Below are 20,860 nucleotides of genomic sequence, written 5' to 3' on the forward strand. Positions count from 1 at the left end.
ATGAACAATGTTATTATCTCCGCCTCAATTAAATCAATAAATCCGTAAATCAAAAAATCCCTAAATATTTAATATGGTCGATAGGTATATGTGTAATTATAAGTAGCTGTAATTACATTTCCGTTATAGTCAGTATACTTGAGCATTTCCTGTACAGGGTATCCCCGCTTATTATAGGTTCGGTTGTAATCTAAATTGACTACCGTATTACCTTTTGCATCTTCTTCCACTTGTTTGGATATCATGTTCTGGGAAAGAGAGCCTCCATCGTTAATGCCTGATAGTCCGGTTTTGAGGAATAGTGGGTTGGTACCTGCCTCAAAGGTATATTTATATTTATTCGTTAATGAAGTTGCCGTTCCTTGCCTGACGTAATTCAATCGTCGTTGCTCTATAAGATTATCTCCGCTCCAATCATATTCACTTATCTCTGTATACACGGTCGAGGTGTCTTGTATTTTTTTAGCCCTCATTAATTTATTGAGCCTGTTGCCTTGATAGAACAGTGTATCAAATCCGGTATATTGACCATTATTATACCTGTAAACTTTTGACAGAAGCCCAGTGCCCTTGTCATACTCATATTGAATAGATGACGTTTCTTTCATAGCGCCGTTCTCAATATCATAATTTGTCTGTTTGGATATTCTGCTATTAGTATCCCAGATGTTCTTTATCACAGACATTACACGATTACCGCTTAATAGATATGTGTTACGGATAGAGTCGCAGTGGCCATCGCTTTTTAGATACCAGGTGATGGTATCCGTTGCGGATGTTTGAGAAACAGTGCTTATCGGTAAATTGGCATTGGGATCATTTTCCGATATAGCAGAGTCTTTCTTGCATGCAGTCGTACATAGGATGACGATTAACAAGAAGGTCAGGTTTAGTCTCATTAAAAAAGTAATTTAAAAAATATAGGAAAGTGCAAAAGTAGGCGATGGGATCCAATTTCCTAATATATCCATGGCAATACACGTTTGGTTGTCCTCATATAATCACTGTACGCTTCCCCAAACTGCTCCAGCAACATTTTCTCTTCTATATTCATCCGGTAAATAAAAGAAAACAATACCGGTACAAATGCTACCAGCAGGCCAATCCAGTTGTTGAGGGAAAGACCGAATCCGAGGAAAGACAGCAGGGAGCCGGCATACGCGGGATGCCTGATCAATTTGTAGAGACCATCTTTTTTAATGGTATGTCCTTCGCGGATGGTGACTACCACCGTGAAAAGCCTTCCCAGCGAAGCGATGGCAGCATAACGGAATAGCATGCCGGCGATGATGATGGCGAGGCCAATATAATGCATCGTGCGTCCATCGTGTACAATCGGGTAGGAGCTGAATTGTGTGATCACGACCGCTATATTCAGGCAGATGATGAGGACGATCCAGATCAGTGCGAGGCTGCCACGGTCCTGCTTTTTCTTGTCGCTGCTCTTGCCGCCGCGCAGCAGGCGATGTAACAATATTTCCGACAGTAGCCAGGCGAAATACACAATATAGGAGATAAGGCTCATAGGGGTGCAAGTTTTGCAAGCAGATTTACGCATTTTCAGGGATATATGCAAGTTGCTGAAAAGTGTTTACTTTGCAGGCGGACTAAAACCGTGCGCTATGGAAAATCTGCAAACTATCCTGCAGTCGGCTACTCCCGTACTGATCGATTGCTTCGCTACCTGGTGCGGGCCTTGCAAGATGGTGCCGCCGATACTCAAAGATGTGAAAGCCAGGCTGGGCGATACGCTCAGGATCGTTCAGATAGATATCGATAAAAATCCCAAGCTGGCTGCGCAATGGCAGATCGCCAGCGTGCCCACGCTCTTGTTATACCGCGAAGGCAAGCTCCTGTGGCGCCAGAGCGGGGTAGTGCCTGCTCATCAGCTCATTCCGCTGTTAAACAGTTATATTCAATCCTGATCAAAGATTGCTGTAAAAGCTGCGCAGGTCGCGCTCTAATTGGTCATAGATGGGCCGTGTAAACTCCATGAACAATGTTTGCGGTGGTGGCGGTGGCTGGTCTATACCGCCGATCAGAGCACGGTCTTCATTGCTGAGCGCACGTGAATCGCCGCGATAGGTACCAAACTGGTTCAGCCAGGTATAGCTGCCTGGAATGCGGTCCTGGCGCAGCACCTGGCCGTTATTGGTGTCGGAGATGCGGTAATCGAGCAAGCCTTTAGACACCACGGTTTTCTTGGTGATGAACAGTGTAGCCCTTACTGTTTCATATACATTGATCTCTCTTCCGGTAGTATCCTTGTAGGTATTTACAACGATCTCCTTTGAAACATCGCGCTGGTAGTGGTCTACATAGGTCTGGCCTACAATGAAATCGTAGAAGCGCAGTTCGAGGTATTGATCGGCGCGTACATTTTCATTGCGGGCTACGCGTTCGTCGAAGAACTGTACAAAGCGGTTGATATTGCGTTGTTGCAGGCTGCGTACGAGATAGTCGCGGAACTGGTCGGCGCTGAACTGATAGTAGGCGGAGGCTACATCTATCTGGCTGATCACAACGTTTTCCACGCCTTGCTGATAGGCTTCGCTCATCAGGTTATTGGCGTCGCGGTAGCTGGGCACAATTTTGAGCGCGGCGTAGAACTCGTCGTAGGCGCGGCGTGCGTCGGCTTTATCGCCTTTGTTGAGCAGCGATACGCCCATATTGTAGCGGACTTCAGCGGCATTTTCCTGTGCGCCTATGATGGCATTGCGGTAGTCTTTGGGTTGTACCACAGTGAGGGCGGCAGGAGCGCTGTGAATGGTGTTATAGAGATTTTGCAGTACGCGATATTCATTGCGTACAGATTCCCATTTGAGCGGATTGTTGGAACGCAGGTATCCATTCACGCGGTCTTCATGTTGTTGAACAGCGTGGTTGTAGGCCTGCGGCAATAGTTGCAGGGCGGTGGCATCGTGCGGGCGGCGCTGTAATTTCTTTACGAAGGCGGCCACGGCTTCATCGTAGCGGCCTTTGTTGTAGAGCTTCTCCCCGGAACGGCAGGAGAGTAGCAGGGTACAGGCGGCCAGGCACAGTACGGTCAGGTGCTTGCTGAAACTGGACAAAGTTTTCAAAGGGGATCTTTTTAAATATGTGGTGTATTATTTAAACTGCCTTCTCAGCTCACGCTCGGATTCACGCTGTTTGATAGTGTCGCGCTTGTCGTGTAACTTCTTACCCTTGCCCACGCCGATTTCCATTTTGGCCAGGCTTTTTTCGTTGATGAACATTCTCAGCGGGATGATGGTATAGCCTTTCTCTTTGATCTTGTTCTCTATCTTCTTCAGTTCGCGTTTAGTCAGCAACAGCTTCCTTTCGCGGAGGGGATCGTGGTTGGCGTAGGTGCCGTGGGAATATTCGGCAATGTGCAGGCTCTTAACAAACAATTCTCCTTTGGAAAAATAGCAGAACGCATCGTTGAAACTCACCTTGCCTGCACGTATGGATTTGATCTCTGTTCCTGTCAATACCAGTCCGGCAATATATTTATCTTCTATTGCGTATTCGTAATATGCCGATCTGTTTTTTAATTCTGCCATTTCTTTTAGATGGACAGCCCCTGAAGCGCCGGTAGCACTTCAGGGGCATGACACTAATTTATTAATGCTTGAACAGGCTCAGCACGGAGGCGAGCCTGGTCTTTAATTCTTTTCTATCCATGATGAAATCCAGGAAGCCTTTTTCCAGCAGGAACTCTGCGCTCTGGAATCCCGCAGGGAGGTCTTTTTTGATTGTTTCCTTGATGATCCTGGGACCTGCAAAACCAATGAGGGCGCCGGGTTCAGCGATGTTGAGGTCGCCGAGCATCGCGTAAGATGCTGTTACTCCACCGGTGGTAGGGTCGGTCATCATAGAGATGTAAGGCAGCCTTGCATTGGCCAGCTGCGTGAGCTTGGCGGATGTTTTAGCCATCTGCATCAGTGAAAATGCACTTTCCATCATACGGGCGCCGCCGGATTTGGAAATGATCATCAGCGGCATCTTGTGTACAATGCAATAGTCGATGGAACGGGCGATCTTTTCACCCACCACAGAGCCCATGGAGCCTCCGATGAAGTTGAAATCCATACAGGCTACTACCAGGTCATTACCCGATACTTTACCCGCGCCTACTGTCATGGCATCTTTCAGGCCTGACTTTTTCTGTGCTTCTTGCAGCCTTTCGCTATAAGGTTTCAGGTCTTTGAAGCCCAGGAAATCGGTGGGATAAATATTGGGGAACAGTTCTTCGAACTGGTTGTTGTCAAATATGATCTCAAAATACTCGGCGGAGTTGATACGATTGTGATAATTACATTTGTCACATACGTAGTAATGCTCCCTCAGATCCTTTACAGTGGTGGTTTTCTTACAGTTAGGACATTTATGCCACAACCCGTCCGGTGCTTCTTTCTTTTCACTGGTAGAGGTGGAGATGCCTTGTTTAATTCGCTTAAACCAGCTAGACATATTTTGCTATTAGATTAGAAAATAGTGGTGCAAGATACGAATTATAATTAATTACGGATTACGAATTAAAATTACGGATTTGTGGGAGGATATTCGCGAAGAAGCCCTTGGAGCACTTTGAGCGCTTCAGGGCTTCTTCGCGAATATCCTCCCCCTAATTGTTCAATGTAATCCTAATTAATATGCGTTCCTGTTGATGCAGTTCAGGTCCTGGAAGGCTTCTTCCAGACGCTTTACAAAGGTTTCTTCGCCTTTGCGCAGCCATACGCGAGGATCGTAGTATTTTTTGTTGGGCTTGTCAGCACCTTCAGGGTTGCCGAGCTGACCTTGCAGGTATGCTTTTTTCGCTTCGTAGTAATCGTGTACGCCTTCCCAGAATGCCCATTGCATGTCGGTATCGATGTTCATCTTGATCACGCCGTAGGTGAGGGCTTCAGCGATCTGATGTTTCGGAGAGCCGCTACCGCCGTGGAATACATAGTATACCGGTTTGGCTTTGGTACCAAATTTCTGTTGGATATATTCCTGGCTGTTGTGCAGGATCACCGGGCGCAGTTCCACATTGCCCGGGCTGTAAACGCCGTGTACGTTACCGAAAGCAGCAGCTACGGTGAAACGACTGCCCACTTTCGACAGTGTTTCATACGCAAACGCTACATCTTCAGGCTGGGTGTACAGTTTGGAGTTGTCTACACCGGAATTGTCCACGCCATCTTCTTCGCCACCAGTCACGCCCAGCTCGATTTCGATGGACATGCCCAGTTTGCTCATACGCTCGTAATATTTGTGAGAGATCTCAATATTTTCGTGCAGCGGCTCTTCAGAGAGGTCCAGCATGTGAGAGCTATACAGGGGCTGGCCATGCAGCTTGAAATACTCTTCACCAGCGGTGAGCAGGCCATCGATCCAGGGCAGCCATTTTTTGGCGGCATGGTCTGTATGCAGCACTACGGGCACACCATAGTATTTAGCTACTTCATGTACGTGCTTCGCACCGGAGATACCACCGGCAATGTTCGCCTGCAGCTTGTCATTAGGCATGCCTTTACCAGCAAAGAACTGGGCGCCACCGTTGGAAAACTGTATAATCACCGGTGAATTTACTTTAGCCGCTGTTTCCAGTACTGCGTTTACGGAGTTAGTACCCACTACGTTCACGGCAGGCATAGCAAATCCGTTGTCTTTGGCATCGTTATACAGCGCATCCAGCTCTTCGCCGAATAATACGCCAGCTCTGTATTTTCCCATACGCTTGATATGTATTTTAATTTTTAGGAAAGCAAATATAAGGACTTAAAAACAAGATTTATAACGATTTTTAGACCAGGATTAAACGGATTAATAAGATTTTCCTGATTTAAGCTACGAGATCAAAGCGAAGATTAATGATAGCGGATTTAAGCGAAGAAGCCCTTGAAGCGCTTCGAGCGCTTCAAGGGCTGGAACCTAGTTGATCTTCGTGTTAAATCAGGGTAATCTTATAAATCCGTTTAATCCTGGTCAGGAGACGGTCAATGTATTTCCATTGATGTTGATAGCATAGGCCGCCAAAGGCGTAGTGGCCGGGCCGTTGCTCACGGCGCCTGTGGTGGTGAAGCGGCTGCCATGGCAATTGCATTCGATCAGGTGGGATGTTTTATTGTAGTCGGCAACGGTACAACCCTGATGGGTACACGTACTGGACAATGCCACGAAATCCGCTGTGGTATTGCCTGTGCCGGTGCGGATCAGGATCACGCCACCGGAAATTTTATAATCTCCTACGTTAGGTAGATCGCTGGTGAGATTAGCGGTGAGCTTTGCATTGCTGCCGCCGCCAGGGTTCGGATTCGGATTAGGATTATTATCGCTTCCTTTGCTGCAGGCCGCCAAACCCGCTGTACAGGCCAATGCCAGGGTAAGACCAATGTTAGTGACAAAGTCTCTTCTTTCCATAAAGATGATTGTTTATTCATTTTTACGGAGCATCAGGCGGAGAGGTTGCCTGTATCAAAAAATATTTTCCAGCAGGGAATTAAAATAGGCGGGCGCTTCGAGCAGCCGGCTGCCATACCAGGAGAACATCTCGCCGTCGACCAGGCGGATGGCGGCTTCCGGCACTATGGCCTGCAATTCAGCGATATGTTTTTCTTTGAAAGGATAAGGCTCTGACGATAACAAAACCAGTTTGCATCCGCTGGAAGCCAGGCTGGCAGCGCTAACGGCAGGATAACGCAATTGCGCGCCGAAAACATTTTGCAGGCCGCAGGCTCCCATCATCTGGTGGATGAAGGTATCGCCGCCGGCTACCATCCAGGGTTCGCGCCAGATGAAGTAGGCCGCAGGAACCGGCGCCGGCAAGGGTTTCAGCCGGGTGAAATTACTTTCTATTTCACTGATCAATGCTGCTGCTGCGGAGGAGCGCTGTGTAATCGCACCTACGCCGGCGATCATACCGTAAGCATCTTCCAATGATTGTACATTGCTCACCCACACAGGGTAGTGCGCCATCAGCGCGGTGATATCCTGTTGGGTGTTCTCTTCTTTATTGGCGATGATGAGGTCGGGTTGCAGTTCGCGGATCACATCGGCATGCACGTTTTTGGTGCCGCCTACACGGGTTTTGCTGCGGAACCACGTCAACGGATGTACGCAGAATTTGGTGATGCCCACCACTGCTGCATCCAGCCCGAGACTATACAGCAGTTCGGTCTGGGAAGGCACCAGCGAAATGATCCGCCGTGGCGCCTTCTCCAGCACCACACTACGTTGTAACTGATCGGTATAATGCATGTTTATTGTCTTCCCAGTGCCTGGATAATATCGTATTTGGTGATGATGTGATGATCGCCGCTTTCATCGCGGGTAAGCACCGCACCATTTTCCTTGTTGATATAAACTGCGAGTTTTTCAATCGGCGTATCTTCTTTTACCAGCGGGAAGGGCGCCTGCATGACCTGCCTGATGAGGGCATCTTTCAGGTTGGCATCATCAATGAGTTTGTTGAACAAGCCGCTTTCTGATACGGAGCCAATGATCTCGTTACCATTCTTCACGGGAATATGTTCGATGTCGAATTTCTTCATGCGCGCAATGGCTTCGCTCACTTTCTCGTCGGCGCCGATCGTTACCAGTGGCTGGTTGCGGCGGCCGTTCACCACGTCTCTTACCGTTTTCACATCCAGGAATCCGCGTTCCATCATCCATTGGTCGTTGTATACTTTGCCTACATAGCGGCTGCCATGATCGTGGAAGATCACCACTACCAGGTCGTCCGGTTTGAGCTGCGCTTTCAGCTGTATCAGCCCTGCCAGCGCGGATCCTGCGGAGTAGCCTACAAAAATGCCTTCTTCCTTGGTGATGCGGCGGGCCATCACGGCGCCGTCTTTATCGGTCACTTTCTCGAAGTGATCGATCACGCTCATATCGTAGTTCTGCGGCACAAAATCTTCACCGATGCCTTCTGTGATATAAGGATATACCTCGCTCATATCGATTTCTCCGGTCTCGAAATATTTCTTCAGCAATGATCCATAGCTGTCGATGGCCCACACTTTTATATTCGGGTTTTTCTCTTTCAGGTATTTACCGGTACCGGTTATGGTACCGCCGGTGCCTGTGGCTACTACGAGGTGCGTGATTTTGCCATCGGTCTGTTCCCAGATCTCGGGGCCGGTTTGTTCGTAGTGCGCATCGCGGTTGGCGAGGTTATCGTACTGGTTTACGTAGAAAGAATTGGGTATCTCGGTGGCCAGTCTTTTCGATACAGAGTAGTAGGAGCGCGGATCTTCAGGCTCTACGTTGGTAGGGCATACAATCACTTCGGCGCCTACAGCCTTGAGGATATCTACTTTTTCTTTGGATTGTTTATCGGTGGTGGTGAAGATACATTTATAGCCTTTGATCACCGCGGTGATGGCGAGGCCCATGCCGGTATTGCCGGAAGTGCCTTCAATGATGGTGCCGCCGGGTTTGAGCAGCCCTTTCTTTTCCGCTTCTTCCACCATCTTCAATGCCATACGGTCTTTGATGGAGTTGCCCGGGTTAAAGAACTCCACTTTGGCAAATACGGGGCAGGGCAGGGAAGCAGCCACACGGTTCAGTTTTACTAATGGGGTATGTCCGATCGTTTCGAGTATGTTTTGGCAATATTTCATAATAAAAAGGTTGTCTACGAAAGTAAGGGATTTCCCAAATATCATGACAGGCTTTATACTGGCTTTAAACTGGCTTGAACCTGCCTTTATCCATACAGCAAGCCCATAACTATCTGTAAAAACGATTATTGCCTTTATATTTGCCCCGATGAACAACTACATCTTTATTACCGGTATTGGCACCGGTGTGGGCAAAACGCTGGTGTCGGCCATTGTGACCGAAGCGCTGCAGGCCGACTACTGGAAGCCGATACAATCCGGGCTGGTGGATGGAACTGATACGGCCACCGTACAGGCTTTGCTGAGCAACCCTTTGAGTGTATGTCATGAAGAGGCTTACCGCCTGCAGGAGCCGGCATCGCCGCACCTGGCGGCACGGATGGAAAATGTGGTGATCGATACCAGCCGCATCGTTGCCCGGGCGGCGGCTTTGCAGCCCCGCAACCGGATGCTTGTGATCGAAGGCGCCGGCGGATTGATGGCGCCGGTGAACGATCAGCAGTTCACCATCGACCTGATCAGGGAATTGGAAGCCCGCGTGATCATCGTCTCGCAAAATTATCTCGGCAGTATCAATCATTCCATGCTCACCGCCCGCATGCTGCAACATACAGGCGTGCCCGTTATAGGATGGGTGTTCAGCGGCGCGCATCATAGCAATGAAGAGGAGATCGTGCAATGGAGCGGCATTCCGCGGATAGGCAGGGTGCCGCAGGCCGCGGCTGTCGATAAGGCATTTGTACGCGAACAGGCACAGTTGTTGTCGGCTTCGCTCAACAGTTCGCTGTCATGACCACGAAAAAGGATATACGAAAACGCTTCCTGGAGTTGCGCATGCAGCTTTCCACGGAAGCTATCGCCAGCATGAATGCCGCGCTGCTGGCCAATTGCAGGCTGCTCAACTATTCGGATATCCACTGTGTGCACGTCTTCCTGCCCATCACGGAAAAAAGGGAGGCCGATACCTGGCCCCTCATCCGCTGGATGAAAGAAAAGTACCCGCACCTGCAATGGACGCTCTCAAAGTCTGACATGGCTTCCGGCGAAATGACACACTACCTCTGGGACGATACCACCGTGCTCGTAAATAACAAATACGGCATCCCGGAACCGGCAGGCGGCATTCGTATCCAGCCGGCAGACATCGACCTGGTATTTGTACCTTTGCTGGCATTCGACCGCCAGGGGCACCGCGTGGGCTATGGTAAAGGCATGTACGACCGCTTCCTGCAACAGTGCCGCGCAGATGTACGGACCATAGGCCTTTCCCTGTTTGAGCCGGTAACGCTCATCGCGGATGCCGGCGAACAGGACGTGATGCTGAAAACCGCTATCACGCCCGATCATATTTATCATTTTACAAAATAAGAACAAGTGCTGAGATACCTGAATTTTCTCCTATATCCCTTCTCATTGCTATACGGACTGGTGATGTGGATCCGTAACAAACTATACGACCGTGGCCTGCTCACCGCTGTGGAATTTGATATCCCTACCATCGCCGCCGGCAACCTCTCCGTAGGCGGCACCGGCAAAACGCCGCACGTGGAATACCTCATCCGCCTGCTCAAAGAGGAATACAAGGTGGCTACCCTCAGTCGCGGCTACAACCGCCGCACCAGCGGCTATATCCTGGCCGATGAACACAGCACCGCCGCCGATATCGGCGATGAACCCATGCAGTTCCATGAGAAATTTCCGGATATTAAAGTATGTGTGGGAGAGGAGCGGATGCTCGCCATCCCGCAACTGTTGGGCGATGAGCCCGAAACGCAGGTGGTGCTGCTGGATGATGCCTTCCAGCACCGGTCTATCAAACCCGGCATGAATATCCTCATCACGGATTATAAGCGCCGCTTCACCCGCGATCATGTGGTGCCTTTTGGCCGCCTCCGTGAAGGCCGCAAAGGCTATGAGCGCGCCGGCTGCATCATCGTTTCCAAGTGCCCCCCCAACCTTTCCCTTGCGGAAAAGGAAGCCATAGAAAAAGAAATTCGCCCGCTGCCGCATCAGCGGCTCTTTTTCACTACCTTGCAATATGGTGCGTTGTATGATATGGTCAGTCACGAACCCGTAGCACTGCCCGCCAACGCCACCGTACTGCTGGCCTGCGGCATCGCCAGGCCGGAGCCATTGCTGAATGAATTGAGAACGCGCTACCAGGAGGTATTCCTCCTGCCTTTCCCGGATCATTATTACTATTCAGAAAAGGACGTGGCTAAAATTAAAAAAGAACTGAACGACCTGCCCGGACACGAAAAGATGGTCATCACCACCGAGAAAGACGCTGTCAGACTGCACCTCCTGCAAAAAACACTGACAGAACAAAACCTCCGCGTGGCTGTTATGCCTGTTGAAGTCTCTTTCCTGTTCGGGGAAGCAAGTTCATTTAATAACTTTATTTTTGATTATGTAGGCAGATCACTGCCCACCTTCAATCAATGATAACTCCAATGTGTCATGAGTAAAAAAAAGAAAGATAAAAAACACGGCAGCCAGAAGAAAACCTTCAGAGGCGTTGTGGAAGTAACCCGCTCCGGTATGGCTTTCGTGATCGTGCCCGGTCTCACCAAAGACATCATGGTAAAGCAGAAAAACCTGCATACCGCCCTCGATAAAGACGAAGTACTGGTGGATGTGATCAAGCAGGCCCGCAACCAGGGCCGGATGGAAGGCGTTATAACGGAGATCCTTAAACGAAATAAAACCGAATTTACCGGCACTCTCCAGGTGAGCAAAAGTTTCGGCTTTCTCATCCCGGAAAAAGGCATGTTCATGCCTGACATCTATATCCCCGCCAACTCGCTCAACGGCGCCAAAACAGGCGATAAAGCCGTTGTGAAGATCGTGGCCTGGGGCGAAAAATCCCGCAAACCGGTAGGGGAGATCATCGAAATTCTCGACGCCAGCGATACCAACGACCTGGCCATGAAAGAGATCCTCATCGAAGCCGGCTTCCCGCTCAACTTCCCCAAGGAAGTGACCGATGAACTTGCCCACCTCGAAGAAAAGATAACGGATACGGAAGTACGAAAAAGAAAAGACTGCCGCAAGATACTCACCTTCACCATCGACCCCGTTGATGCGAAAGACTTTGACGACGCCATCTCCATACGTCCGCTCAAAAACGGCCTGTATGAGATCGGCGTGCACATCGCCGATGTAAGCCATTATGTGCTGCCCGGCACCGAGCTGGACAAAGAGGCCGATAAACGCGCTACCTCCGTGTACCTGCCCGACCGCGTACTGCCGATGCTGCCGGAGAAAATATCGAATGAGCTCTGCTCACTCCGCCCGCATGAAGATAAATATACCTTCTCCGCCATGTTCCAGATGAATGAGAAGGGAGAAGTAAAACAACACTGGATAGGCCGCACCGTGATCCACTCCGATCACCGTTTTACGTATGAAGATGTACAGGAGATCATTGAACAACGGAAAGGACTATACGAAAAAGAGATCCTGCTGCTGAACAAGATCGCCCAAACCCTGCGCCAGGAGCGTTTTAGCAAAGGCGCTATCAACTTCTCCTCGCAAGAGGTACGCTTCAAGCTCGACGAGGATGGCAAACCTGTAGGCATCGTGATCAAAGAAAGCAAGGAAGCCCACCAGCTCATCGAAGAGTTCATGCTGCTGGCCAATCGTACCATTGCGACGTATGTTGCCAAGCTGCGCGTCAACAAACAGCCGGTGCCTTTCCCGTACCGCGTGCACGATACGCCGGACGAAGAGAAGCTGAAAGTATTCTCTTCCTTTGCTGCCAAATTCGGCTACAAGTTCGACCTGAGCTCGCCGGAAGGCATTGCCCGCTCTTTCAACAAAATGTTGCAATTGGTGCAGGGCAAGCCGGAGCAACATGTGCTGGAAACCCTGGGGATCCGCACCATGGCCAAGGCCGTCTATACGGTAGATAACGTAGGGCACTATGGGCTTGGATTTGAAGACTACTGTCACTTCACATCGCCCATCCGCCGTTACCCCGATGTGCTGGTACACCGCGTGCTGGCCGAATGCCTGGCCAACGATATTCATCCCGACAAACAGATGGAGAAGAAATGCAAGCATTGCTCCGAGATGGAACGCAAGGCCATGGAGGCGGAGCGGGCCGCCAACAAATACAAACAGGTGGAATATATGCAGCAGTTCATTGGCCATACCTTTGAAGGGGTGGTGAGCGGGGTGGCGCATTTCGGCTTCTGGGTAGAAACCGTGGATACTAAATGCGAAGGCCTTGTGAGCGTACATAACCTCAATAAAAAAGAAGAATACGTTTTCAATGAGTCGGAATACGCGCTGGTAGGGCTTCACAGCGGTCGCCGTTTTCGTATAGGCGAGAAGGTGAATATCCGCGTGGTGGCCGCCAACCTCGCCAAACGCCAGCTGGATTATGAGCTGGAAGATGAATTGCAGGCAGCGCCAACAGCTCAGCCGCACAAGAAGAAAAAAGAAAAACGTGGCGCACAGCAGATGCCGAAAAAGCAATGGCGCCCTGAGCGGGAACATGTTATCGTCGCGGCCGATCAGCCGGAGCTGTCGCATTCCGTGATCACGCCTGCCGAAGTGCCCGAAGCAGCCTTGCCGATTTCCACTGTTACCGCTAAACCGGTAGCGCCGCTGGAACCCGTACCGGAAGCGCCTGCCGCACCGGTAAAGAAAACCAGGAAGGCGGTGAAAAAAGAAAAAGAAGTAGTGGCAGAAGAGAAAGCGCCGGTGAAAAAAGCGCCCGCCAAAAAAGCAACGGCTAAAAAAGCAGCCGTGCCGAAGAAGGCAGCTGCAAAGCCGAAGAAAGCCGCCGCTAAAGAAGCGCCGGTGAAGAAAGCGCCGCCCGCTAAAAAAGCCACGCCCAAAAAGGCCGCCACCAAAAAGAAAAAGAAATAAACGACAAAACTGCCCGCGCCATCGGTGCGGGGCAGTATAAAACCATCTACCAGAGATGCATTCATTTAAAGAGTTAATAGTACAGTTTAGCCAGCAGTTTGAACCACAGCAGTTTCCGGCAACGCCGCAGCGTTTGTACAATGCCGCAACCCACATCCTCGAGATCGGTGGCAAACGTATCAGGCCTGTGCTTTGCCTGATGGGCAATGAATTATTTGATGAGCTGCACCCCGACGCATTCCAGGTAGGCAATGCAGTGGAGCTGTTCCACAACTTCACGCTCATTCACGACGATATCATGGACAAGGCGCCCCTGCGCCGCAGCCAGCCTACCGTGCATACGATCTATGGCGAACCCGCGGCCATCCTGGCCGGCGACGTCATGCTGATCTCCGTGTACGACCGCCTCAATAAGGTGCAATCGCGCTACAAACAAAGAGTCATCTCCGTTTTCAATAAAGCTGCCATCGAAGTGTGTGAAGGCCAGCAACTGGATATGGACTTCGAAAGCATGGAGCCTGAAAGTGTGCAATATCACGACTACGTTAATATGATCGGCCTGAAAACCTCCGTGCTGCTGGCTGCCAGCCTGCAACTCGGCGCCATCATCGGCGGCGGCAGCGATGGCAACCAGGATCATATCTACCAGTTCGGCAAAAATATCGGCATCGCCTTCCAGATACAGGACGATGTGCTCGACGCCTTCGGCGATCCGGAAAAATTTGGGAAACAACAGGGGGGAGATATCCTCGTAAATAAAAAGACCTTCCTGCTCCTCAAAGCGCTGGAACTCTGCAACCCCGCCCAGCGCACAGAGCTGAAGCGGCTCCTGGCCTCTTCTCCGGATGATAAAGTAGCCCGCGTGCTGCAACTGTTCCGCGATTGCAAGGCCGATGTATGGGCCGAAAAAGAGAAGGAAAGATTCCAGCAGCAGGCCTTCCAGAGCCTGGATAGCATCGCGGTGCTCTCGGCCCGCAAAAAGCCGCTGATGGAACTTGCAGACTATCTTTTAGACCGCCAGCAATAGTTTTTATTTCTAAAATCCCATATATTCGCATACCACAAATTATTGATGAATTTATGGATTTGCAGATTTACGGATTGTATTGATGTTTTGTTGTTTATCTTCGCAAACTTTACAACAAAACAACCATACAATTCGCAAATCTGTAAATCCATAAATCCAAAAATCCACTTATGTCCAATTCGCTGTTTCGAAAAAAATCCCTGTCCACAATTTTGAAAGATGCCAATGATGGATTGGCGGATGGCCATGAAACAGGCGGATTACATAAGGTACTGAAAGTGAGAGACCTCACCGCGATGGGTATTGCAGCGGTGATTGGCGCAGGTATCTTCTCCACCATCGGGGAAGCCTCTTTTCACGGCGGTCCGGGCGTGTCTTTGCTGTTTGTGATCACCGCTATCACCTGCGGCTTCTCTGCCCTGTGTTATGCTGAATTTGCCTCCCGCGTGCCGGTATCCGGCAGCGCCTACACTTATTCTTACGTTACCTTCGGGGAGCTGGCGGCCTGGGTCATCGGCTGGGCGCTCATCCTGGAATATGCTATCGGAAATATTGCCGTCGCCATTTCGTGGAGCGGTTACTTCAATAACCTCTTGAAAGGCCTGGGGCTCAGTTTGCCCGACTGGCTGCAAAGCAATTACGACAGCGCTACGCCCGGCGTGATTGCCAACGCGCCGCATATTGGCAATATCCCCGTGATCCTCAACCTGCCGGCCTTTATCGTAGTAGTGCTGATCACCTATCTCGCCTATGTGGGTATCCGCGAAAGCAAGCGTAGCGCCAATCTCATGGTAGCGCTGAAGATACTGGTGATCCTCTTTGTGATCGTCGTAGGCTTCTTTTATGTGAATCCCGGTAACTGGTCGCCATTCATGCCGAATGGTTTCTCCGGTGTGCTGAAAGGCGTATCCGCTGTATTCTTTGCCTATATTGGCTTTGACGCGGTAAGTACCACTGCCGAAGAATGCGCCAACCCGCAACGAGATCTGCCCAAAGGCATGATCTATTCCCTGATCATCTGCACCGTGCTCTATATCCTCGTTTCGTTTGTGCTTACCGGTATGGTGCCGTTTTACAAATTGAAAGTGGAAGACCCGCTGGCATTCGTATTCAACGAAGTGCACATGCCCTGGATCAGCTACCTCATCTCGGTGAGCGCAGTGGTGGCCACCACCAGCGTATTGCTCGTCTTCCAGATCGGGCAGCCCCGTATCTGGATGAGCATGAGCCGCGATGGCCTGCTGCCAAAGCGTTTCAGCAAGATACACCCACGCTTCAAAACGCCTTCTTTTGCTACTATCATCACCGGTATTATCGTAGGTGTGCCGGCGCTGTTCCTGAACCTCACCATCGTAACAGACCTTACCAGCATAGGTACCCTCTTTGCCTTCATCCTCGTGTGCGGCGGCGTACTGATGTTGCCGGAGCAGGAGAAAAATACCGGCGACAAACGTTTCCGCCTGCCGTATATCAATAGCCGTTATATCGTGCCGGGCCTTGTGATCCTGCTGATCCTTGTATTCCGTGGAGAACTGGCCAGCAGGCTCTCTTTCAGCGGTGGCTGGGAGGTATGGAAACACAATATTCCCTTCTTCTTCTTTGTGATCGTATCCGTAATCGTAACCTTCCTTTCCTTTACCCGCAAGCTGTCGCTGATACCAGTGCTCGGCCTGCTGAGCTGCTTTTACCTCATGACAGAGATCGCCCTCAAAAACTGGATCGTGTTCTCTGTATGGCTGGTGATCGGGCTTACCATCTACTTCCTCTACAGCTATACGCACAGCAAGCTGCGGAAATAATTATTCTTCGTAACTTCAGGGTAGCTCTTTGATCTTAAAATCATATTTTATGAACATGCTACAACGAATTGAAAGTTGGGGTGATGCACATCATCCCAAATGGCTAAGTGTGTTGCGTATTGGTCTCGGAGGCTTCCTGGGGTGGGTAGGCGTGCTGTTCGTAGAGAACAGGGATGCGCTCACCACGATGATCAATGAAAATCCAGCACTTACTACCCTGTCTTTCTTTCTTGCGCACTATATCGTTTTCGCGCATATTGTAGGCGGGTTGTTCATGGCGGCAGGCCTGTATACCAGGCTGGCGGCTGCGGCCAACATACCTATTTTGCTGGGAGCCGTGTTTTTTGTGCACTCCCGTACGGGTCTGTTCAATGTTTATCCTATGTTAGGCCTTTCTATCCTTGTGCTGTTCCTGTTGATCTTTTTCCTGATCGAAGGCAGCGGCCCCATTTCTGTTGATGAATACATGCGCCGCCATCCTGAAAAGAAAGACCGCGACCGCTATGCGCCCTGACCGCTAACGACGCGCTTTCATATAGCCGTACCTGTGAGTATCACCATTTTTTATGGCACAGGAGAGCTGCGTGCCCGCCCGACTCTTCTTCCCTGTTAAAAAAAATTATAATTTTGCAGGTTGAAGAATGCAATTATGAAATACGAAATAGGTGACAAAATACTACTGTTGAGCTCTAAAGAAGAAGGTACAGTAGTGGATCTTGTGAATGATAATATGGTGATGATCGAAATAAAAGGTACAGCTTTCCCCGTGTACCTCGATCAGATAGACTTCCCTTATTTTCATCGTTTCTCCAAGGAGAAACTGGTGCAACCCAAGCCCAGGCTGATTCCTGGCGATGAGATAAAAGTAGACCGCAGCAAATACGAAGTATTTAAGACAGATAAAGGCATGTTCCTTTCCGTGCTGCCCGTGTACCAGTTTGATGGTTTCGACGAAACGGTGCGGCTCATGAAGTTTCACCTGTTCAACGATACGCCGCATGCCATGCGCTTCTATTTCCAGATATGGCTCAACAACCAGCTGGACCTTGAGATCAAAAACGAAATACAGCCTTACAATCATTTTTACCTCGCCGACCTGCTGTTTGAATCGCTGAATGATAATCCGCGCTTCGAGTTCACCTTCTTCCTGAAAGAACCGCAACCCAAGCTGGCCGCGTCTGTACAGAAGACCTGGAAGATCAAGCCCAAACAGATGTTTACACAATTGGAAGAGCTGCGCACCAAAGCTGAAGCCACGCTGTCCATCCCTTTGTTCGATAAATTTCCGGAGAAAGCGCCGGAACCGCCGGTCGCGCCACAGCAGCAGGCGGCCAAAAAGCCAGCGATCACCAAACTGGGCTCCGGCAACTTCGCCAGTCTGCTGAGCAAAATAGAACTGCAGCCGGAAACCACCCTCGAACCCAAACAGGAAGTGGATCTGCATATCGAAGCATTGGAAAAGAACTGGAAAGGCCTTAGCAACATCGCCATACTGGCCATCCAGCTCAATGCCTTCCAACGTTACCTTGATCTGGCCATCACCCACCATCAGCACAACATGGTGGTGATCCACGGAGTAGGCAAAGGCAAGCTGCGCGATGAAATACACAGCATCCTGCGCCGCACGCCGGAAGTAGCTAACTTCGTCAATCAATACCATGGCAAGTATGGCTATGGCGCTACTGAAATTACGTTTAGGTAATAAGGCTCAAAGCCCTTGAAGCGCTTTGAGCGCTTCAGGGGCTTCCAACCCTTGTATTCTCAAGTATTTCCGGTATTTTTGTCGTTCAACTACAAACCGTGCTATCGTTCCTGTGACTTGAGCGCAGGGAAGGAAAGTCCGGACAGCGCAGAGCAACGCACCACCTAACGGGTGGGGCTTCCTTCGGGAAGTACAGCCAGTGCCACAGAAAATAACCGCCGCGCAGGGGCATGCTCCTGCGGGGTAAGGGTGAAAATGTGGGGTAAGCGCCCACGGCATAGGCAGGTAACTGTTGATGCGGGTAAACCTTGCGTGCTGAAATGCCATGTAAACGGTCGTTTGAGGGCTGCTCGCCCGATGACCGAGGGTAGGCAGATACAGGTGGCGTGCGAACGTCATCGAAGATAAATGATAGCATTCCGTCGCAAGGCGGAAACAGAATCCGGCTTACAGGTTTGTAGTTTTTTTCTTTCTACCAGGCTATCGGCCCTCCGGGGCTATTGGTAACAATATATCCTTAATCTCTATTTTTATGAATCAAAAAGATGAAAGAACCTGGGGAACGTTCATACACCTGGGAGGTATCGTTGGTATGATGATCATACCAGGGGTGGGCAACATCATCGGTGTGCTGATCCTCTGGCTGATCAAACGCAACGAATCCGCATTTGTAGACGATCAGGGCAAGGAAGCTATCAATTTCCAGATCACGCTCAGCCTGATTTCCGTTCTGCTCGGTATCATCGGCTTTATCTCTTTCGGCTTATGGTCGCTCGGTACGTTCTGGAGCAACCGTCACGACATGTTCGATTTTCACTGGGGCTGGAGCTGGATGGGCTTACACGGCATATTGTGGATACTGAACCTGGTATTCTCTATTGTGGGAGCCGTGAAGGCAAGCAACGGGGTTAGCTACAGATATCCCTTCAGTTTGCGGATCGTAAAATAATTTAGGGATTTCTTGATTTGGGGATTTTTTGATTTGATCAAATCAAAAAATCCCTAAATCAAAAAATCCCTAAATCAAAAAATTCCTAAATATCTCTAGTTCTTCTTTACTGATTTCATCTTTGCTTTGTGCTGCTTCTTCTTCACGTTCTCTCCTTTGATCGTTGCAGCTACTTTCAGCGCTTCATAAGCATTTACGATGCCTCCGGTGGCCGACAGATCGGCGAAGGGCACCTGTACATCGCTGCTGCCAGGTTTATTGACCATGGTAGTGCCATCCGGTAATGGCTGCGCGCTTTTTTCCAATACATATTTCAGCTGGCGTGCACTCAGGTCGGGGTAGTAGGAGAGCACGAGCGCAGCTACGCCTGCCACTACCGGCGAAGCCATACTGGTGCCGCTGGCGCTGCCGTATTTGTTACCGCCCGGAATAGTAGAGTAGATCTGTACGCCCGGAGCGAAGAGGTCTACTTCTTTTTTGCCGTAGTTGGAGAAGTTGGCTACTTTATCATTGCCTCTGCCAGTGCTGCTGGCGCCCACGGTCACGAAGTTGGTGGCGCGGGTACCATCGAGATAGAAGGGATTGGGATAGTTGGGGATAGAGTCGTTGTTGTTGCCATCGTTGCCGGCAGCATGTATCAGCAATACGCCTTTCTTCTCGGCATAGCGCACGGCATCGTCTACCCAGTCCTTATGAGGGGAGTAGGGCTTGCCAAAGCTCATATTGATGATTTGCGCGCCATTATCGACCGCATAACGGATGGCGAGGGCAATATCCTTATCGCGTTCGTCGCCGTCAGGAACGGCCTTTACAAACATAATACGAACATTGTCGGCCACGCCATCCATACCGATGCCATTATTGCGCAGGGCGGCAATGATACCGGATACGTGGGTGCCGTGGAAACCGAACTGGCCCATCACGTCGTTGTTACCGTAATGTTTGTCGTTGATATCTTCGAGGTTATCGCCTACGATGCGCTGACGGTTGGCATTGGGCAGCACGTCACCGCTTTCTGCCTTGCGTTTCAGGCTGTTCATGTATTCGTCGAATTCCATTTTGAAGTCGCTGAACGACAGCGGCTCATCGCCGGTGCTCTTCAGCAGGCGGCTCATGAAATTGCGCGCCAGCAGCACGTCCTGGCTGGTGGTTTGGATGCTGTCCAGCTGTGCTACTGTGAAATCATCTTTATGTAAATATCCTTTGAGGATGGTTTCGCATTTGTTCAGGTTCTCCTGTAGCTTGGTCATGTTCTTGTAGGTGACCTTATCCTGCGAGGTAGGTTTCTCTACTTTCTTTTGCAGCTGCTGCCAGGTAGCGTATTCTTTGGAATCCTTGTTCAGTGCGGAGTCTGGATTGCCGTAGAGGTGCTTGTAGCGGTAGTATTCGCGGGTAGCTTCGTCAGAGTCTTCCTTTACGCTGCCGCCGTCTTTACCACCGAGAAAGTTCCAGCCATGGATATCGTCCACATAGCCGTTCCCATCATCATCTTTGCCATTGCCGGGGATCTCTCCCGGGTTGGTCCATAAGATGCCGCGGAGGTCTTCATGCAGCGTATCGATGCCGGAATCGATCACAGCTACGATCACGGGCGTGCTTTTCTTGCCCTTGAGCAGTTCTTTATAAGCTTTTTCGGTAGCAGTGCCGTAAACACTGTCGGTGTCGTAGCTTAACAAGTGCCAGTTCTTTGGAAGCGGGGTTTTTCCTTGTGCAACGGTTTGTGTGGTAAATGCAGTCATCAATGCAACACATCCTGCCAAGACTGCCATCTCTCGACTAAACAATTTCATGTTTCGTTTTATTATAAGATTTTAATATCATGATAAAGTTAAAGGTATGAAAAAGCGGTATAACACGGATCATATTAATGATAAACGCACCACTTTCCGGTTTGGTGGTTATGTGTTATCGATT

Annotated in this window: 20 protein-coding genes and 1 other RNA gene; 11 read left to right on the plus strand and 10 right to left on the minus strand. The window is 50.0% G+C overall.

Annotation, left to right across the window (positions count from 1 at the left end; all coding sequences use genetic code 11):
- Positions 1 to 68 precede the first annotated feature (68 nt).
- Together FPG75_RS10130 and FPG75_RS10135 are read right to left on the minus strand one after the other, a co-directional pair.
- The gene (locus FPG75_RS10130) at positions 69 to 899 is read right to left on the minus strand and encodes a hypothetical protein (protein WP_143306662.1); all 831 of its coding nucleotides are present in this window, start codon (positions 897 to 899) and stop codon (positions 69 to 71) included.
- A gap of 59 nt (positions 900 to 958) precedes the next feature.
- The gene (locus tag FPG75_RS10135; protein WP_161596747.1) at positions 959 to 1,525 is read right to left on the minus strand and encodes a methyltransferase family protein; all 567 of its coding nucleotides are present in this window, start codon (positions 1,523 to 1,525) and stop codon (positions 959 to 961) included.
- Positions 1,526 to 1,622: 97 nt separating this feature from the next.
- Here FPG75_RS10135 and trxA point away from each other — a divergent pair, with 97 nt between their 5' ends.
- On the plus strand, positions 1,623 to 1,925 hold the full coding sequence (trxA, locus tag FPG75_RS10140; protein WP_143306664.1) for a thioredoxin: 303 nt from the start codon (positions 1,623 to 1,625) through the stop codon (positions 1,923 to 1,925).
- On the opposite strand, the gene FPG75_RS10145 is transcribed toward trxA, so the two are convergent.
- The 7 genes from FPG75_RS10145 to FPG75_RS10175 all read right to left on the minus strand — a co-directional run bounded on the left by FPG75_RS10145 (position 1,926) and on the right by FPG75_RS10175 (position 8,591).
- On the minus strand, positions 1,926 to 3,080 hold the full coding sequence (locus tag FPG75_RS10145; RefSeq protein ID WP_143306665.1) for a tetratricopeptide repeat protein: 1,155 nt from the start codon (positions 3,078 to 3,080) through the stop codon (positions 1,926 to 1,928). It lies immediately after the preceding gene.
- A gap of 27 nt (positions 3,081 to 3,107) precedes the next feature.
- The gene (gene smpB / locus FPG75_RS10150) at positions 3,108 to 3,545 is read right to left on the minus strand and encodes an SsrA-binding protein SmpB (RefSeq protein ID WP_143306666.1); all 438 of its coding nucleotides are present in this window, start codon (positions 3,543 to 3,545) and stop codon (positions 3,108 to 3,110) included.
- A gap of 61 nt (positions 3,546 to 3,606) precedes the next feature.
- A complete protein-coding gene (accD, locus tag FPG75_RS10155; protein WP_143306667.1) occupies positions 3,607 to 4,455 on the minus strand; it encodes an acetyl-CoA carboxylase, carboxyltransferase subunit beta in 849 nt (282 codons plus the stop codon).
- 177 nt (positions 4,456 to 4,632) lie between these two features.
- Positions 4,633 to 5,703 (minus strand): class II fructose-bisphosphate aldolase, encoded by a 1,071-nt coding sequence (gene fbaA, locus FPG75_RS10160; RefSeq protein WP_143306668.1) that lies wholly within the window; start codon positions 5,701 to 5,703, stop codon positions 4,633 to 4,635.
- A 252-nt stretch (positions 5,704 to 5,955) separates the two neighbouring features.
- Positions 5,956 to 6,390, minus strand: coding sequence for a QcrA and Rieske domain-containing protein (locus FPG75_RS10165; RefSeq protein WP_143306669.1), 435 nt, complete (start codon positions 6,388 to 6,390; stop codon positions 5,956 to 5,958).
- Between the two features lie 54 nt (positions 6,391 to 6,444).
- Entirely contained in the window at positions 6,445 to 7,227 is a 783-nt protein-coding gene (locus FPG75_RS10170; RefSeq protein ID WP_143306670.1) for a helical backbone metal receptor, read from the minus strand.
- Between the two features lie 2 nt (positions 7,228 to 7,229).
- Positions 7,230 to 8,591, minus strand: coding sequence for a pyridoxal-phosphate dependent enzyme (locus tag FPG75_RS10175; protein WP_143306671.1), 1,362 nt, complete (start codon positions 8,589 to 8,591; stop codon positions 7,230 to 7,232).
- 148 nt (positions 8,592 to 8,739) lie between these two features.
- Between FPG75_RS10175 and bioD the strand changes: the two genes are divergently transcribed.
- From bioD to FPG75_RS10230, 10 genes are all read left to right on the plus strand, one after another.
- Positions 8,740 to 9,384, plus strand: coding sequence for a dethiobiotin synthase (gene bioD, locus FPG75_RS10180; RefSeq protein WP_143306672.1), 645 nt, complete (start codon positions 8,740 to 8,742; stop codon positions 9,382 to 9,384).
- Positions 9,381 to 9,959: a 5-formyltetrahydrofolate cyclo-ligase gene (locus tag FPG75_RS10185; protein ID WP_143306673.1), complete on the plus strand. Its 579-nt coding sequence runs from the start codon at positions 9,381 to 9,383 to the stop codon at positions 9,957 to 9,959. Before bioD ends, FPG75_RS10185 begins: the two co-directional genes overlap by 4 nt.
- 6 nt (positions 9,960 to 9,965) lie before the next feature.
- The gene (lpxK, locus tag FPG75_RS10190; protein ID WP_143306674.1) at positions 9,966 to 11,036 is read left to right on the plus strand and encodes a tetraacyldisaccharide 4'-kinase; all 1,071 of its coding nucleotides are present in this window, start codon (positions 9,966 to 9,968) and stop codon (positions 11,034 to 11,036) included.
- A 15-nt stretch (positions 11,037 to 11,051) separates the two neighbouring features.
- The gene (gene rnr, locus FPG75_RS10195) at positions 11,052 to 13,469 is read left to right on the plus strand and encodes a ribonuclease R (protein ID WP_201747929.1); all 2,418 of its coding nucleotides are present in this window, start codon (positions 11,052 to 11,054) and stop codon (positions 13,467 to 13,469) included.
- 55 nt (positions 13,470 to 13,524) lie between these two features.
- The gene (locus FPG75_RS10205; protein ID WP_143306675.1) at positions 13,525 to 14,496 is read left to right on the plus strand and encodes a polyprenyl synthetase family protein; all 972 of its coding nucleotides are present in this window, start codon (positions 13,525 to 13,527) and stop codon (positions 14,494 to 14,496) included.
- Positions 14,497 to 14,708: 212 nt separating this feature from the next.
- Positions 14,709 to 16,295, plus strand: a complete 1,587-nt coding sequence (locus tag FPG75_RS10210) for an amino acid permease (protein WP_236652757.1) — start codon at positions 14,709 to 14,711, stop codon at positions 16,293 to 16,295.
- Between the two features lie 49 nt (positions 16,296 to 16,344).
- Positions 16,345 to 16,809 carry a DoxX family protein gene (locus FPG75_RS10215; RefSeq protein ID WP_143306677.1) on the plus strand — a complete coding sequence of 155 codons (465 nt, stop codon included), beginning with the start codon at positions 16,345 to 16,347 and terminating at the stop codon, positions 16,807 to 16,809.
- A gap of 135 nt (positions 16,810 to 16,944) precedes the next feature.
- Positions 16,945 to 17,997 carry a Smr/MutS family protein gene (locus FPG75_RS10220; protein ID WP_143306678.1) on the plus strand — a complete coding sequence of 351 codons (1,053 nt, stop codon included), beginning with the start codon at positions 16,945 to 16,947 and terminating at the stop codon, positions 17,995 to 17,997.
- 88 nt (positions 17,998 to 18,085) lie between these two features.
- Positions 18,086 to 18,463, plus strand: an RNA gene (gene rnpB / locus FPG75_RS10225) — RNase P RNA component class A.
- Positions 18,464 to 18,529: 66 nt separating this feature from the next.
- Complete coding sequence (locus FPG75_RS10230; RefSeq protein ID WP_143306679.1) at positions 18,530 to 18,946, plus strand: DUF4870 domain-containing protein; 417 nt, start codon at positions 18,530 to 18,532, stop codon at positions 18,944 to 18,946.
- A 95-nt stretch (positions 18,947 to 19,041) separates the two neighbouring features.
- Here the strand turns inward: FPG75_RS10230 and FPG75_RS10235 are convergent, their stop codons facing one another.
- Positions 19,042 to 20,715, minus strand: a complete 1,674-nt coding sequence (locus FPG75_RS10235; RefSeq protein WP_201747930.1) for a S8 family peptidase — start codon at positions 20,713 to 20,715, stop codon at positions 19,042 to 19,044.
- Positions 20,716 to 20,860 lie beyond the last annotated feature (145 nt).

Source organism: Chitinophaga vietnamensis, assembly GCF_902167635.1.
In the GTDB taxonomy this organism is placed as follows: domain Bacteria; phylum Bacteroidota; class Bacteroidia; order Chitinophagales; family Chitinophagaceae; genus Chitinophaga; species Chitinophaga vietnamensis.

Bases quoted from the DNA above. Each gene is read 5' to 3' on its own strand.
- FPG75_RS10130 (WP_143306662.1), bottom strand. From the start codon at position 899: ATGAGACTAAACCTGACCTTCTTGTTAATCGTCATCCTATGTACGACT.
- FPG75_RS10135 (WP_161596747.1), bottom strand. From the start codon at position 1,525: ATGAGCCTTATCTCCTATATTGTGTATTTCGCCTGGCTACTGTCGGAA.
- trxA (WP_143306664.1), top strand. From the start codon at position 1,623: ATGGAAAATCTGCAAACTATCCTGCAGTCGGCTACTCCCGTACTGATC.
- smpB (WP_143306666.1), bottom strand. From the start codon at position 3,545: ATGGCAGAATTAAAAAACAGATCGGCATATTACGAATACGCAATAGAA.
- accD (WP_143306667.1), bottom strand. From the start codon at position 4,455: ATGTCTAGCTGGTTTAAGCGAATTAAACAAGGCATCTCCACCTCTACC.
- fbaA (WP_143306668.1), bottom strand. From the start codon at position 5,703: ATGGGAAAATACAGAGCTGGCGTATTATTCGGCGAAGAGCTGGATGCG.
- FPG75_RS10165 (WP_143306669.1), bottom strand. From the start codon at position 6,390: ATGGAAAGAAGAGACTTTGTCACTAACATTGGTCTTACCCTGGCATTG.
- FPG75_RS10170 (WP_143306670.1), bottom strand. From the start codon at position 7,227: ATGCATTATACCGATCAGTTACAACGTAGTGTGGTGCTGGAGAAGGCG.
- FPG75_RS10175 (WP_143306671.1), bottom strand. From the start codon at position 8,591: ATGAAATATTGCCAAAACATACTCGAAACGATCGGACATACCCCATTA.
- bioD (WP_143306672.1), top strand. From the start codon at position 8,740: ATGAACAACTACATCTTTATTACCGGTATTGGCACCGGTGTGGGCAAA.
- FPG75_RS10185 (WP_143306673.1), top strand. From the start codon at position 9,381: ATGACCACGAAAAAGGATATACGAAAACGCTTCCTGGAGTTGCGCATG.
- rnr (WP_201747929.1), top strand. From the start codon at position 11,052: ATGAGTAAAAAAAAGAAAGATAAAAAACACGGCAGCCAGAAGAAAACC.
- FPG75_RS10205 (WP_143306675.1), top strand. From the start codon at position 13,525: ATGCATTCATTTAAAGAGTTAATAGTACAGTTTAGCCAGCAGTTTGAA.
- FPG75_RS10215 (WP_143306677.1), top strand. From the start codon at position 16,345: ATGAACATGCTACAACGAATTGAAAGTTGGGGTGATGCACATCATCCC.
- FPG75_RS10220 (WP_143306678.1), top strand. From the start codon at position 16,945: ATGAAATACGAAATAGGTGACAAAATACTACTGTTGAGCTCTAAAGAA.
- FPG75_RS10230 (WP_143306679.1), top strand. From the start codon at position 18,530: ATGAATCAAAAAGATGAAAGAACCTGGGGAACGTTCATACACCTGGGA.
- FPG75_RS10235 (WP_201747930.1), bottom strand. From the start codon at position 20,715: ATGGCAGTCTTGGCAGGATGTGTTGCATTGATGACTGCATTTACCACA.